Below are 14393 nucleotides of genomic sequence, written 5' to 3'. Positions count from 1 at the left end.
TCATATGGCGCACCCATGGACGCGACGAGGCCCCCGGCGGGTGCCGGGGGCCTCGTCGTTCCTACTGCTTAGCGGTACGACCCGAAGTCGAAGTCGTCCAGCGGCACCGCCTGGCCGCTGGCCGGCCCGAAGCCGTAGTCGGTCTCCGGGTAGCCGGTCATCGAGTAGACCTTGGCCTTCGCCTCCTCGGTCGGCTCGACCCGGACGTTGCGGTACTTGCTGATGCCCGTACCGGCCGGGATGAGCTTACCGATGATCACGTTCTCCTTGAGACCGATCAGCGAGTCGCTGCGGGCGTGGATCGCCGCGTCCGTCAGCACCCGGGTGGTCTCCTGGAAGGAGGCCGCCGACAGCCAGGAGTCCGTGGCCAGCGAGGCCTTGGTGATACCCATCAGCACCGGGCGACCGGCGGCGGGCTCGCCACCCTCGCCGACGAGCCGGCGGTTCTCCGACTCGAAGAGCGCCCGGTCGACAAGCACGCCCGGCAGGAACTCGGTCGAGCCGGAGTCGATGACCGTCACCCGCTTGAGCATCTGGCGGATGATGATCTCGATGTGCTTGTCGTGGATGAGCACACCCTGCGAGCGGTAGACCTCCTGGACCTCCTGGGTCAGGTGGACCTGGACCGCGCGCGGGCCGAGGATGCGCAGCAGCTCGTGCGGGTCGATGGTGCCCTCGGTGAGCTTCTCGCCGACCTCGACGTGGTCGCCGTCGTGCGCCCGGAGCCGGACCCGCTTCGAGATCTTGTCGTAGACGATCTCGTCGCTGCCGTCGTCCGGGATGACGACGATCTTGCGGGACCGCTCGCCGTCCTCGATCCGGATCCGACCCGGGGTGTCGGCGATGGGCGCCTTACCCTTCGGGACCCGGGCCTCGAAGATCTCCTGGACACGGGGCAGACCCTGGGTGATGTCCTCACCCGCGACACCACCGGTGTGGAAGGTACGCATCGTCAGCTGCGTGCCCGGCTCACCGATCGACTGGGCGGCGATGATGCCGACCGCCTCGCCGACGTCCACGGTCTTGCCGGTCGGCAGCGAGCGGCCGTAGCACGCACCGCAGACGCCCAGCTTCGACTCGCAGGTGAGCACGCTGCGCACCCGCACCGTCTCCACGCCGGCGGCGACGATCGCGTCGACCAGGATGGAGTTGATGTCCTGGCCGCGGTGGGCCACGACGTTGCCGTCCGGGCCCTTGATGTCGTCGGCCAGGGTGCGGGCGTGCACGCTGGTCTCGGCGTGCTCGTGCACGACCAGCTTGCCGTCGAGCCGCTCGCCGATCTGCATCGGGATGGCGCGGTCGGTGCCGCAGTCCTCCTCGCGGATGATGACGTCCTGCGAGACGTCCACCAGACGCCGGGTCAGGTAACCCGAGTCGGCGGTACGCAGGGCGGTGTCCGCGAGACCCTTCCGGGCGCCGTGCGTGGAGATGAAGTACTCCAGCACGGACAGACCCTCCCGGTACGAGGCCTTGATCGGCCGCGGGATGATCTCGCCCTTCGGGTTGGCCACCAGACCACGGATCGCCGCGATCTGCCGGAGCTGGAGCAGGTTACCGCGGGCACCCGAGTTGATCATCTTCCACAGCGGGTTCTCCTGCGGCAGCGCGGTGTCCATCTCCTTGGCGACCTCGTTGGTCGCCTTGGTCCAGATCTCGATGAGCTCGCCGCGACGCTCCTCGGCGGTCATCAGACCACGCTGGTACTGCTTGTCGATCCGGTCGGCTTCCTTCTCGTACCGCTCCAGGATCTCCCGCTTGCGCGGCGGAGCGATGACGTCCTCCATGCCGATGGTGACGCCGGACCAGGTGGCCCAGTGGAAACCGGCCTCCTTGAGCCCGTCGAGGGTGGCCGCCAGGGCCACCTTCGGGAAGCGCTCGGCGAGGTCGTTGACGATCGCGGAGAGCTGGCCCTTGCGGATCTCGTAGTTCACGAAGCGGTAGCCCTGCGGCAGCGTCTCGTTGAACAGGACCCGGCCCAGGGTGGTCTCCACCGTCACCGGCTCGCCCTCGACCCAGCCCTCGGGCGCGACCCACGGCTCCGCGCCGGCGCCGTTGTCGACACCGACGATGCCGCGCAGGCGGATCTTGACCGGGGTCTGCAGGTGCAGCTCCCGGTTGTCGTACGCCATCCGCGCCTCGGCGTCCGAGCTGAACGCCCGGCCCTCGCCCTGCCCACCGGGGGTGAGGTGGGTGAGGTGGTAGAGGCCGATGACCATGTCCTGGGTGGGCATGGTGACCGGCTTGCCGTCGGCCGGCTTGAGGATGTTGTTCGACGACAGCATCAGGATCCGCGCCTCGGCCTGGGCCTCGGCGGACAGCGGCACGTGGACCGCCATCTGGTCACCGTCGAAGTCGGCGTTGAACGCGGTGCAGACCAGCGGGTGGATCTGGATGGCCTTGCCCTCGACCAGCTGCGGCTCGAAGGCCTGGATGCCCAGCCGGTGCAGGGTCGGCGCCCGGTTCAGCAGGACCGGGTGCTCGCCGATGACCTCTTCCAGCACGTCCCACACGACCGGCCGCTGCCGCTCGACCATCCGCTTGGCGGACTTGATGTTCTGCGCGTGGTTGAGGTCCACCAGCCGCTTCATCACGAACGGCTTGAACAGCTCCAGCGCCATCTGCTTGGGCAGGCCGCACTGGTGCAGCTTGAGCTTCGGGCCGACCACGATGACCGAACGGCCGGAGTAGTCGACGCGCTTGCCGAGCAGGTTCTGGCGGAACCGGCCCTGCTTGCCCTTCAGCATGTCGGAGAGCGACTTCAGCGGGCGGTTGCCCGGACCGGTAACCGGCCGGCCGCGACGGCCGTTGTCGAACAGCGCGTCGACAGCCTCCTGGAGCATCCGCTTCTCGTTGTTGACGATGATCTCGGGCGCGCCGAGGTCGATCAGCCGCTTGAGGCGGTTGTTCCGGTTGATCACCCGGCGGTACAGGTCGTTCAGGTCGGAGGTCGCGAAGCGGCCACCGTCCAGCTGCACCATCGGACGCAGGTCCGGCGGGATGACCGGGACGCAGTCCAGCACCATGCCGAGCGGCGAGTTGCGAGTGTTCTGGAACGCCGCGACGACCTTGAGCCGCTTGAGCGCCCGGATCTTCCGCTGGCCCTTGCCGGACCGGATGGTCTCGCGCAGGCTCTCGGCCTCGGCCTCCAGGTCCATGTTCTGGACCAGCGCCTTGATGGCCTCGGCGCCCATGCTGCCGGTGAAGTACTCGCCGAAGCGGTCGCGCAGCTCGCGGTAGAGCAGCTCGTCGGTGACCAGCTGCTTCGGCTCGAGCTTGCGGAAGGTGTCGAGGACCTCGTCGAGGCGGTCGATCTCGCGCTGGGCCCGGTCGCGGATCTGGCGCATCTCGCGCTCTCCGCCCTCCTTGACCTTGCGCCGGACGTCCGCCTTCGCGCCCTCGGCCTCCAGCTCGGCCAGGTCGGCCTCGAGCTTGGCGGCCCGCTTCTCGATCTCCGAGTCGCGGCTGTTCTCAGCCTGCCGCTTCTCGGCCAGGATCTCGTTCTCGATCGTCGAGAGGTCGCGGTGACGCGCTTCGGCGTCCACGCTCGTCACGACGTACGAGGCGAAGTAGATGATCTTTTCGAGGTCCTTCGGGGCGAGGTCCAGCAGGTAGCCCAGCCGGCTCGGCACGCCCTTGAAGTACCAGATGTGGGTCACCGGAGCGGCCAGCTCGATGTGACCCATCCGCTCCCGGCGAACCTTGGAGCGGGTCACCTCGACGCCGCAGCGCTCGCAGATGATGCCCTTGAAGCGGACCCGCTTGTACTTACCGCAGTAGCACTCCCAGTCCCGCTGCGGACCGAAGATCTTCTCGCAGAAGAGCCCGTCCTTTTCCGGCTTCAGGGTGCGGTAGTTGATGGTCTCGGGCTTCTTGACCTCGCCGTGGGACCACTGACGGATGTCGTCGGCGGTGGCGAGACCGATGCGCAGCTCGTCGAAGAAGTTGACGTCGAGCACTATGTCCCCTATGTCGTCGTCTGTACTGCTTAGCTAACGGGCGGGGTCGGGAGCCGGCGGACCGGCTCCCGACCGCTCGCCTCAGACCTCTTCGACCGAGCTCGGCTCGCGCCGGGACAGGTCGATGCCCAGCTCCTCCGCGGCCCGGAACACCTCGTCGTCGGTCTCGCGCATCTCGAGGGCCACACCGTCGCTGGAGAGCACCTCGACGTTGAGGCACAGCGACTGCAGCTCCTTGAGCAGCACCTTGAACGACTCCGGGATGCCCGGCTCGGGGATGTTCTCGCCCTTGACGATGGCCTCGTAGACCTTCACCCGGCCGAGGACGTCGTCGGACTTGATGGTCAGCAGCTCCTGGAGGGCGTAGGCGGCGCCGTACGCCTGCATGGCCCAGCACTCCATCTCACCGAAGCGCTGGCCACCGAACTGCGCCTTACCACCCAGCGGCTGCTGCGTGATCATCGAGTACGGGCCGGTCGACCGGGCGTGGATCTTGTCGTCGACCAGGTGGTTGAGCTTCAGGATGTAGACGTAGCCGACCGCGATCGGGTCCGGCAGCGGCTCGCCGGAGCGACCGTCGAACAGCTGCGCCTTGCCGCTGCGGCCGATCAGCTGCTTGCCGTCCCGGTTGGGCAGGGTCGACGCCAGCAGACCGGAGATCTCCTCCTCGCGGGCACCGTCGAAGACCGGAGTGGCCACGTTGGTGTCCGGCTCGGACTCGTGCGCCTCGATCGAGCGGAGCTGGCGCTTCCACTCCTCGTCGTCGCCGTCCACGCTCCAGCCGGTCTTGGCCACCCACCCGAGGTGGGTCTCCAGGACCTGGCCGATGTTCATCCGGGACGGCACACCGAGCGGGTTCAGCACGATGTCGACCGGGGTGCCGTCCTCCAGGAACGGCATGTCCTCGATCGGCAGGATCTTGGAGATGACGCCCTTGTTGCCGTGGCGGCCCGCGAGCTTGTCACCGTCCTGGATCTTGCGCTTCTGGGCCACGTAGACCCGGACCAGCTCGTTCACGCCCGGGGGCAGCTCGTCGCCGTCCTCGCGGGAGAAGGTACGCACACCGATGACCGTGCCGGTCTCGCCGTGCGGCACCTTCAGCGAGGTGTCCCGGACCTCGCGCGCCTTCTCACCGAAGATCGCGCGGAGCAGCCGCTCCTCGGGGGTCAGCTCGGTCTCGCCCTTCGGCGTGACCTTGCCGACCAGGATGTCGCCGGGGACGACCTCGGCGCCGATCCGGATGATGCCGCGCTCGTCGAGGTCGGCGAGCATCTCCTCGCTGACGTTCGGGATGTCGCGGGTGATCTCCTCCGGGCCGAGCTTGGTGTCCCGGGCGTCGACCTCGTGCTCCTCGATGTGGATCGAGGTGAGCACGTCCTGCTGCACGAGGCGCTGCGACAGGATGATCGCGTCCTCGTAGTTGTGGCCCTCCCAGGTCATGAACGCCACGAGCAGGTTGCGCCCGAGCGCCATCTCGCCCTCGTCGGTGCACGGACCGTCGGCGATGACCTGGCCGGCCTCGACGCGGTCGCCCTCGAAGACGACCGGCTTCTGGTTGACGCAGGAGCCGGCGTTGGAGCGGCGGAACTTGTGCAGCAGGTACGTCCGGCGGTGGCCGTCGTCCTGGTGGACCGTGATGTAGTCCGCGCAGAGGTCCTCGACCACACCGCCGACCTCGGCGACGACGACGTCACCGGCGTCCACGGCCGCGCGGTACTCCATGCCCGTGCCGACCAGCGGCGCCTCGGCCTTGACCAGCGGCACCGCCTGACGCTGCATGTTCGCGCCCATGAGCGCGCGGTTGGCGTCGTCGTGCTCGAGGAACGGGATCATCGCGGTCGCGACCGAGGTCATCTGCCGCGGCGACACGTCCATGTAGTCGACGGCCGACGGCGCCACGTCCTCGGTCTCGCCGCCCTTACGGCGGACCAGGACGCGGTCCTCGGCGAACGAGCCGTCCGACTTCAGCGGGGCGTTGGCCTGCGCCTTGACGAACCGGTCCTCCTCGTCCGCGGTCAGGTAGTCGATCTGGTCGGTGACCCGACCGTCGACGACCTTCCGGTACGGCGTCTCGATGAAGCCGAACGGGTTGACCCGGGCGAAGGTGGACAGCGCGCCGATCAGGCCGATGTTCGGGCCTTCCGGCGTCTCGATCGGGCACATCCGGCCGTAGTGGGACGGGTGCACGTCACGGACCTCGAAGCCGGCCCGCTCCCGGGACAGACCACCCGGGCCGAGCGCGCTCAGCCGGCGCCGGTGGGTCAGGCCCGCCAGCGGGTTGGTCTGGTCCATGAACTGGGACAGCTGCGACGTGCCGAAGAACTCCTTGATCGCCGCCACGACCGGGCGGATGTTGATCAGGGTCTGCGGCGTGATCGCCTCGACGTCCTGGGTGGTCATCCGCTCGCGGACGACCCGCTCCATGCGGGAGAGACCGACCCGGACCTGGTTCTGGATCAGCTCGCCCACAGTGCGCAGGCGCCGGTTGCCGAAGTGGTCGATGTCGTCGGCCTCGTAGCCCTCCTCACCGGCGTGCAGCCGGCAGAGGTACTCCACGGTGGCGACGATGTCGTCCTCGGTCAGCGTGCCGGTCGTGATCGGCACGTCCAGCTCGAGCTTCTTGTTGAACTTGTAACGCCCGACCTTGGCGACGTCGTACCGCTTCGGGTTGAAGAAGAGGTTGTCGAGCAGGGTCTGGGCGTTCTCGCGGGTCGGCGGCTCGCCGGGGCGGAGCTTCCGGTAGATGTCGAGCAGCGCCTCATCCTGCCCGGCGATGTGGTCCTTCTCGAGCGTGGTCATCATGAGCTCGGACCAGCCGAACTTCTCGCGGATCTGCTCCGCCGACCACCCGATGGCCTTGAGCAGGACCGTGACGGCCTGCCGGCGCTTGCGGTCGATGCGGACGCCGACCGTGTCGCGCTTGTCGATGTCGAACTCCAGCCAGGCACCCCGGCTCGGGATCACCTTGACGCTGGAGAGGTCGCGGTCGGAGGTCTTGTCCGGCTGCTTGTCGAAGTAGACGCCCGGCGAGCGGACGAGCTGGCTGACCACGACGCGCTCGGTGCCGTTGATGATGAAGGTGCCCTTGGGCGTCATCATCGGGAAGTCACCCATGAACACCGTCTGGCTCTTGATCTCGCCGGTGGTGTTGTTGGTGAACTCCGCGGTCACGAACAGCGGGGCGCAGTAGGTCAGGTCCTTCTCCTTGCACTCCTCGATCGAGGCCTTGACCTCGTCGAAGCGCGGAGCCGAGAAGGAGAGCGACATGGTGCCGGAGAAGTCCTCAATGGGACTGATCTCGTCGAGGATCTCCGCGAGACCCGAGCGTGCGTGCGGGTCGTCCGACGACCGGCCCTGCCAAGCCTCGTTGCCGACGAGCCAGTCGAAGGACTCGTTCTGGATGGCGAGGAGGTTGGGGACCTCGAGGTGTTCGGTAATCCGACCGAAAGAAACTCGGCGGGGCGCGAATGCGCTCGACGTACGACTGGTCTTCGCAGGGCGGGAAGCTGCCAAGATGCGTCCTTCCGAGGACCGGTGCTGCAGAACGGCTGGTACGCGTGCACTCCAATGACCCCACCAGAATTATCCGTAAACGGACATTTCCGAGCAGGGGTCAAGTCGGAAGGCAGCGCAAACTAGCAGTGTAGCCGAGAGGCTAACCGCTGTCCAGCCCACCCCGCAGGTCATCGCGGAACTTGCCTCGGGACCTCGGAAAACCGGGTCAACCGGGCTGCTCGGAACGCGATGTTCCTGCCGGTCCGCTCAGGCGCAGCGGCGGTGGTGCTGCCGTTGCCTTACCCGAGAGGCGGCCGTTGCAAGCGCGGAAGGTCTTGCTGGTGTCAGCGTGCCTGTCGGGCCGGTGCCGCGTCAAGGGCCGGTTACCGCTCGGGGTGTCTTTCCCACCGACGGGCTACCGACAGACACCGCTGTGAAGCCGGTGCGAGGAACCTGTAAACCCTGCTCACGCCGCTGCCACCGGGTAGTACCAACACGGCGGGCGGCGATCCGGTTCCCGGATCGCCGCCCGCCGCGACGCGGTGTGCCCCGGCTCACGTGAGCCGGACGCGCGTCAGGTCGAACGCAAGGTCACTTGAGGGTGACCTTGGCGCCCTCGCCCTCGAGCTTGGCCTTGGCCTTCTCGGCGGTCTCCTTGTTGGCCTTCTCCAGGACGGCCTTCGGAGCGGCCTCGACCAGGTCCTTGGCCTCCTTGAGGCCCAGGCCGGTCAGCTCGCGCACGACCTTGATGACCTGGATCTTCTTGCCACCGTCGGCGTCGAGGATGACGTCGAACTCGTCCTTCTCCGGCTCGGCCTCGGCGGCCGGGCCGGCGGGGCCGCCGGCGGCGGCGACGGCGACCGGAGCCGCGGCGGTGACCTCGAAGGTCTCCTCGAACTGCTTCACGAACTCGGAGAGCTCGATCAGCGTCATCTCCTTGAACGCGTCGAGCAGCTCGTCGGTGCTGAGCTTCGCCATGTCTGGCGTCCTTTCTGAAAGTGAAAACTAAGAACGTGGGTGCGCCGGGTGGCCTCAGGCCGCCTCGGCGCCCTCCTTCTCGCGCTTGTCCTGCAGAGCGGCCGCCAGACGCGCGGTCTTGGCGAGCGGAGCCTGGAACAGGGCCGCGGCCTTGCTCAGGTTGCCCTTCATGGCGCCGGCCAGCTTCGCCAGCAGCACCTCGCGGGACTCCAGGTCGGCGAGCTTCGTGACCTCGGCCGCGGAAATGGCCTTGCCCTCGAAGACACCGCCCTTGATGACGAGCTTCGGGTTGGCCTTCGCGAAGTCGCGAAGCCCCTTCGCCGCCTCGACGACGTCGCCCGAAACGAAAGTCAGCGCGGTAGGACCGGAGAACAGCTCGTCGAGGCCGGAGATGCCCGCATCGCTCGCGGCACGCTTGGCCAGCGTGTTCTTCGCGACCGTGTAGCTGGTCTCCTTGCCGAGCGAGCGCCGCAGCTGGGTGAGCTGCGAAACCGTGAGCCCGCGGTACTCGGTCAGCACGGTCGCCCCCGCGTTGCGGAAGCTCTCGGTCAGCTCGGCGACGGCCGTGGCCTTGTCGGCCCGGATCGGCTTGTCCGCCATGTCCCTCCTCTCTCGTTGCTCGGAGCTGGTACGCCGGCGACGAGCGGACGCTCGCGACGGCGGCGGAGGCATCACGACAACGAGAAAAGCCCCGGCGCAGGGCGCACGGGGCGAGGGCCGGCACCGTGGACGCGGTCGGCGGACCACGTGCAGCACCGAGTTTCGCTTGCCGCCCTGCGCGGGTCGCCCGTCATCGCGGGACCTTCGACCGTGCCAGGGCACGGTGACCAGCGGTCTCTGGGTGGAACTACGCGCCAAAGGTTACGCGACGTGTCCCCTTACCGCCAAATCGCCCCCGGAGTGCTCCCGGTCACTCAGGCGCGGCCGCGGCGGCCCCAGGCGTAGCCGGCCAGCGGCACGGCCGCCCAGGCCAGCGCCCGGGCGGTCAGCAGCAGGCCGGTGGAAGCCGCGAGCGGGCCGGCCAGCGCCCGGGCCGTGGGCAGCACGGGCGGCGCCAGCCAGGGCGCCACCGAGCCGGAGAGGCCCAGGACCACCGCGCCCACCCCGCCGAGGGTGAGCACGGCGACGCCGTAGCCGGCGCTGCGGGTGATCGCCCGGCAGGCCAGGGCGCCCAGCCCGACCGCCGCCGGCAGGGCCAGCAGGTGGGCCCAGAGGCCGAGCGCCAGCCCCTCGGCCAGCGGCCGGTCCCCCGGCCCGGCCGGGCCGGTCACCCCGCCGACCAGCCAGGGGAAGACCAGCGCGACGGCCACCGTGCCGAGGCCGGCCACGGCCGCCGCGAGCAGGCCGGCGGCCCGCTCCCGGGCCGGGCCGAGGACCACCCGGGCCAGCCGGCGCTGCACGTCGGGCTCGACGTCGAGCAGGATCTTGGTCTGCCAGGCCAGCACCGGGAACAGGACCACCGCCGAGACGCCGTAGGCCTCCGCGGGCTGGGCCCGGCCGCCGCCGTAGAGGACGCCGAGGGCGAGCAGGCCGGCCAGCACCGGGGCCAGCGCCCGTCCGGTACGCAGGAAGCCGGCCAGCCGCAGCCGGACCAGCGCGATCACCGGGCCACCTCCGGAGCGGGACCGGAGCCGCCGGGCGCGCCGGACAGGGGTGCCTCGCCGGGGGCCGGACCCGGCCGGCCGGGCGCGCCGGGCTGTGCGGTGGCGGAGAACGGGTCGTCGGGAGGGGCGGCGGGTGGGGAGTCGGACGCCTGTCGCGTGGCGGGGGGCGGGACGGCGTGGTCGCGTACCCGAATGACGTGGTGGCCGTCGGCGCGCAACCGGGCGACGGCGGCGCCGACCCCGGCGGCCGGGACCGACAGCTCGACCACGACGGTGGCCGCGGCCCCGGACGGCGCCGCCTCGGTGACCGTGCCGTCGGCGACCGACCAGTGCCGGGCGCCGGGGAGCCGGACGGTCTCCCCACGGTGGTCGCTGACCAGCACCGTGCCACCCTCGGCCAGCACCTCGTCGACCACCTCGGGCACCAGCTCGCGAGCGGCGGAGTCCAGCCCCTCCCAGGGCTCGTCGAGGACGAGCAGGCCGGGCGGGCGGAGCAGCGCCTGGGCCAGGCCGACCTTCTGCGCGGTGCCCTTGGACAGCTCGGGCAGCCGCACCCCGTGGAAGCGCGTCAGGCCGAGCCGGTCGACCCAGCGCCGCACCGCCCGGTCGGCCTCGGGGCCGGGCAGGCCGGCCACCCGGGCCATCGCGGCCAGGTAGGCGCCCACGGTGAAGGGCTGGTCGGCGGGAAAGCGCTCCGGAACCCAGCCGACGGCGGCCGGCCGGTCGACCACGCGCCCCCGCGTGGGTCGGAGCACGCCGGCGGCGAGCTGGAGCAGGGTGGACTTGCCCACCCCGTTGCGCCCGAGCACCACCGCCACCTCGCCCGGACCGATCGCCACGTCGGTCTCCCGCAGCACCCACGGGCCGCGCCGCTGGTACCGCAGCCAGACGCCTTCCAGCCGCATGCGCCGAGCCTGCCACACCGGAGAGACGGACGGGGCCCCGCCACCGGGTGGTGGCGGGGCCCCGTCCGGGCAGTCGTGCTCAGGCCTCGGTCGAGGCCTCGTTCAGGTTCTTCACCAGCTTCGGGTCGACCGGGACGCCCGGGCCCATGGTGGTGGTGAGGGTGACCTTCTTGAGGTACGTGCCCTTGGCCGCGGACGGCTTCGAGCGCAGGACCTCGTCCAGCACCGCCGCGTAGTTGTCGACCAGCTGGGCCTCGGAGAACGAGGCCTTGCCGATGATCAGGTGGAGGTTGGAGTGCTTGTCCACCCGGAAGGTGATCTTACCGCCCTTGATGTCCGAAACGGCCTTGGCGACGTCCATGGTCACCGTGCCGGTCTTCGGGTTCGGCATGAGGCCGCGCGGGCCCAGGATCCGCGCGATCCGGCCGATCTTGGCCATCTGGTCCGGGGTGGCGATCGCCGCGTCGAAGTCCAGCCAACCGCCCTGGATACGGGCGACCAGCTCGTCGGTGCCCACCTCGTCCGCACCCGCGGCGGCGGCCTCCTCGGCCTTCGCGCCGGCGGCGAAGACGATCACGCGGGCGGTCTTACCGGTGCCGTGCGGCAGGTTGACCGTGCCGCGGACCATCTGGTCCGCCTTGCGGGGGTCGACGCCGAGGCGCATCGCGACCTCGACCGTGGCGTCGAACTTGACGTTGGTGGTCTCCTTGGCCAGCTTGACGGCCTCGGCGGGGGTGTAGAGCTTCGACCGGTCGATGACCTCGGCGGCCTTGCGGTAGCTCTTGCTGCGCTGCATTTCTGGTAACTCCTGTGGTCTATGGCGGGCCCGCGACTCCGCGGCCCTCCCACGAACGGATCGGCTGGAGCGGTGCTACGAGGTCAGTCGGCGACGGTCAGGCCCATCGACCGGGCGGTGCCGGCGATGATCTTCTCGGCCTGGTCGATGTCGTTGGCGTTCAGGTCCGCCATCTTCTTCTCGGCGATCTCCCGGAGCTGGGCGCGGGTCACCGAGCCGACCTTCTCCTTGTGCGGGACGCCCGAGCCCTTCTGCACGCCGGCGGCCTTGATCAGCAGCCGGGCGGCGGGCGGGGTCTTCAGCACGAAGGTGAAGGTGCGGTCCTCGTAGACGCTGATCTCGGCGGGGACGATGTCGCCCCGCTGGGACTCGGTCTGCGCGTTGTAGGACTTGCAGAACTCCATGATGTTCACGCCGTGCTGGCCGAGCGCGGGGCCGACCGGCGGCGCCGGGGTGGCCTGGCCCGCCGGCAGCTGAAGCGTGAACGTCTTGACGAGCTTCTTCTTCGGAGGCATGTCTCTTCCTGGGGCTTGGAACTGGGATTTTCGCCGGCCCGCGGGCGCGCACGGTCAGCGCGGTGCGGACAGCCGACGTTCTAGGGTAGCGCAGCCTTCCGCCACCCTCGCCGCCGAGGTCCGGCGGGCCGGGAAAACGACGCACCGGCGGCCGGCCCGGAGGCCCACCGCCGGTGCGGACGTGCGTCAGATCTTGGCGACCTGGTTGAAGTTGAGCTCGACCGGGGTCTCCCGGCCGAAGATCGACACCAGGACCTTGAGCTTCTGCTGGTCGGCGTTGATCTCGCTGATCGTCGCCGGCAGCGAGGCGAAGGCGCCGTCGGTGACGGTGACCGAGTCGCCGACCTCGAAGTCGAGGACCTTGACCTCGGGCTTCGCCTTCTTCTGCTCGGTCTCGACCGCCGGGGCCAGCCACTTGAGGACCTCGTCGAGGCTCAGCGGCGCCGGCCGGTCGGCCCGGTCGGTCGCGCCGACGAAGCCGGTGACCCCCGGGGTGTTCCGGACGCAGGAGTAGGACTCGGCGGTCAGCTCCATCCGGACCAGGATGTAGCCCGGGAAGACCTTCGCCTGGACCTGCGACCGCTTGCCGTTCTTGACCTCGACCTCTTCCCGGGTCGGCACTTCGACCTGGTAGATGAAGTCCTCCATGTCGAGGGAGGTGATCCGGGTCTCGAGGTTGGTCTTGACCTTGTTCTCGTAGCCGGCGTAGGAGTGCACCACGTACCAGTCGCCGGGGGCGTAGCGCAGCTTCTGGCGCAGCTCGGCGACCGGGTCGAAGTCCTCGTCCGGGGCGGGCTCGGTGGTCGGGAACTCCGGCTCGCTGGCGGCCTCGACCGACTCATCGTTGGCCGCCGTCGCCACCGTGGACTGCTCGTCCGGGGTCTCGGCGGTCTCGTCGTACTCAGGCACGCTCGCTCACTTCCGTCACTATCGCTGTCCGCAGGTCAGCTCGGGTTGCCGAAGACCCACAGCACCGCCTTCGCGAAGCCGTAGTCCAGGCCGGCCACGATCGCCAACATCACCGCGACGAAGGTGACCACCACGGCCGTGTAGGTCAGCAGCTCCTTGCGGGTCGGCCAGATGACCTTACGCAGCTCGGCCACGACCTCGCGGAAGAACCGCGCGATGCGGGCGAACAGCCCGATCCGCTCGGTGTCCCTGCGGGTCTTCCGCCCCTCGGTGGAATCGGCGCGGGCCCGCTTGCGCGTGGCGGTGCCGCCCCGGGAGACAGGCTCGTCCGCGTCGGTGGCGTCGTCGTCGGCCACACCGTCGACGGTCGCGTCGTCGTCCAGACGCTCGTCGCCGGCGTCCTCGCCGCGCCGCTTGCTCTCGGCCACTTCGCCCTCCGTGCGGGATATCGGGTCGCACGCCGGGCGGCGTGCGCGGCGTGTGGTCACGCCGGCCGGACCAACCGTCCCGCGACGGGCCGCGGCCGGCGGACCGACCGGGAGGGCCCCGAATGCCTCGGAACCAACCCCGCCGATGCCACCACCACGGGCCGGGCGCCGCTGTGCGGCGGCGCGACCCACGGGAACGGTCAGGCCTGAGGCGCAGGGGTGACAGGACTTGAACCTGCAGCCTGCGGTTTTGGAGACCGCTGCTCTGCCAATTGAGCTACACCCCTGTGCGGCAACTCACCCCACTCGGACACACGGTGCCGAGCAGGGGTCACTTGCCCCACGGCGGACCAGTGTACGGGTAGTCGTGCGACTTTCCCAACCGGTCCACCCCTCGCGCGTCGAACGGATCCTCAGCGAGGCGTCCGGACGGTCGCGCGAGCCTGCGACAGCACCTTCTCCCCCAGGCAGGTCGCGGTGATGTCGAGCCTGGTCAGGCCGTCATCCGTGACCTCCTTGACCACCGCGGAGACCTCGACCTCGGCGCCCTCGTCGGTGTCCGGCACGACCACCGGCCGGGTGAAGCGGACGTTGAAGTCGACCACCGCGTCCGGCGCGCCGGCCCAGGTGGTCACCGCCCGGCCGACCAGGGCCATGGTGAACATGCCGTGGGCGATCACCCCGGGCAGGCCGACCTTCGTGGCGGTCCGGTCGCTCCAGTGGATCGGGTTGAAGTCGCCCGAGGCGCCCGCGTAGCGGACCAGGTCCGCGCGGGTCACCCGGAACGTCTGGGTGGGCAGCTCCATC

Annotated in this window: 11 protein-coding genes and 1 tRNA gene; all 12 read right to left on the bottom strand. The window is 69.8% G+C overall.

Annotated features, from left to right (window positions below):
• Positions 1-68: 68 nt before the first annotated feature.
• The 12 genes from GA0070603_RS23430 to GA0070603_RS23375 all read right to left on the bottom strand — a co-directional run bounded on the left by GA0070603_RS23430 (position 69) and on the right by GA0070603_RS23375 (position 14392).
• Entirely contained in the window at positions 69-3956 is a 3888-nt protein-coding gene (locus tag GA0070603_RS23430) for a DNA-directed RNA polymerase subunit beta' (RefSeq protein WP_091317964.1), read from the bottom strand.
• A gap of 81 nt (positions 3957-4037) precedes the next feature.
• Positions 4038-7469 (bottom strand): DNA-directed RNA polymerase subunit beta, encoded by a 3432-nt coding sequence (rpoB, locus tag GA0070603_RS23425; protein WP_091317962.1) that lies wholly within the window; start codon positions 7467-7469, stop codon positions 4038-4040.
• A 573-nt stretch (positions 7470-8042) separates the two neighbouring features.
• The gene (rplL, locus tag GA0070603_RS23420; protein ID WP_091317960.1) at positions 8043-8429 is read right to left on the bottom strand and encodes a 50S ribosomal protein L7/L12; all 387 of its coding nucleotides are present in this window, start codon (positions 8427-8429) and stop codon (positions 8043-8045) included.
• Positions 8430-8483: 54 nt separating this feature from the next.
• Positions 8484-9029 carry a 50S ribosomal protein L10 gene (gene rplJ / locus GA0070603_RS23415; protein WP_091317958.1) on the bottom strand — a complete coding sequence of 182 codons (546 nt, stop codon included), beginning with the start codon at positions 9027-9029 and terminating at the stop codon, positions 8484-8486.
• A 314-nt stretch (positions 9030-9343) separates the two neighbouring features.
• Positions 9344-10033, bottom strand: coding sequence for a hypothetical protein (locus GA0070603_RS23410; protein ID WP_091317956.1), 690 nt, complete (start codon positions 10031-10033; stop codon positions 9344-9346).
• A complete protein-coding gene (locus tag GA0070603_RS23405; RefSeq protein WP_091317954.1) occupies positions 10030-10938 on the bottom strand; it encodes an ATP-binding cassette domain-containing protein in 909 nt (302 codons plus the stop codon). Before GA0070603_RS23405 ends, GA0070603_RS23410 begins: the two co-directional genes overlap by 4 nt.
• Before the next feature lie 79 nt (positions 10939-11017).
• Entirely contained in the window at positions 11018-11734 is a 717-nt protein-coding gene (rplA, locus tag GA0070603_RS23400) for a 50S ribosomal protein L1 (protein ID WP_091317952.1), read from the bottom strand.
• An 83-nt stretch (positions 11735-11817) separates the two neighbouring features.
• Positions 11818-12249, bottom strand: coding sequence for a 50S ribosomal protein L11 (rplK, locus tag GA0070603_RS23395; RefSeq protein ID WP_013288647.1), 432 nt, complete (start codon positions 12247-12249; stop codon positions 11818-11820).
• A gap of 186 nt (positions 12250-12435) precedes the next feature.
• Complete coding sequence (gene nusG / locus GA0070603_RS23390) at positions 12436-13158, bottom strand: transcription termination/antitermination protein NusG (RefSeq protein ID WP_046567240.1); 723 nt, start codon at positions 13156-13158, stop codon at positions 12436-12438.
• A 35-nt stretch (positions 13159-13193) separates the two neighbouring features.
• Positions 13194-13586, bottom strand: coding sequence for a preprotein translocase subunit SecE (gene secE, locus GA0070603_RS23385; protein WP_091317950.1), 393 nt, complete (start codon positions 13584-13586; stop codon positions 13194-13196).
• 214 nt (positions 13587-13800) lie between these two features.
• A tRNA-Trp gene (locus GA0070603_RS23380) sits at positions 13801-13873 on the bottom strand.
• 126 nt (positions 13874-13999) lie between these two features.
• Entirely contained in the window at positions 14000-14392 is a 393-nt protein-coding gene (locus GA0070603_RS23375) for a MaoC family dehydratase (protein WP_091317948.1), read from the bottom strand.
• Position 14393 lies beyond the last annotated feature (1 nt).

Origin of the sequence: Micromonospora chersina (assembly GCF_900091475.1) — a bacterium.
Classification (GTDB): Bacteria; Actinomycetota; Actinomycetes; order Mycobacteriales; family Micromonosporaceae; genus Micromonospora; species Micromonospora chersina.
The sequence above is the reverse complement of the archived record's forward strand: the minus strand, read 5'-3'. Positions and strand labels throughout refer to the sequence as shown.

Bases quoted from the DNA above. Each gene is read 5' to 3' on its own strand.
- rplL (WP_091317960.1), bottom strand. From the start codon at position 8,429: ATGGCGAAGCTCAGCACCGACGAGCTGCTCGACGCGTTCAAGGAGATG.
- GA0070603_RS23375 (WP_091317948.1), bottom strand. From the start codon at position 14,392: ATGGAGCTGCCCACCCAGACGTTCCGGGTGACCCGCGCGGACCTGGTC.
- rplK (WP_013288647.1), bottom strand. From the start codon at position 12,249: ATGCCTCCGAAGAAGAAGCTCGTCAAGACGTTCACGCTTCAGCTGCCG.
- GA0070603_RS23405 (WP_091317954.1), bottom strand. From the start codon at position 10,938: ATGCGGCTGGAAGGCGTCTGGCTGCGGTACCAGCGGCGCGGCCCGTGG.
- rplJ (WP_091317958.1), bottom strand. From the start codon at position 9,029: ATGGCGGACAAGCCGATCCGGGCCGACAAGGCCACGGCCGTCGCCGAG.
- rplA (WP_091317952.1), bottom strand. From the start codon at position 11,734: ATGCAGCGCAGCAAGAGCTACCGCAAGGCCGCCGAGGTCATCGACCGG.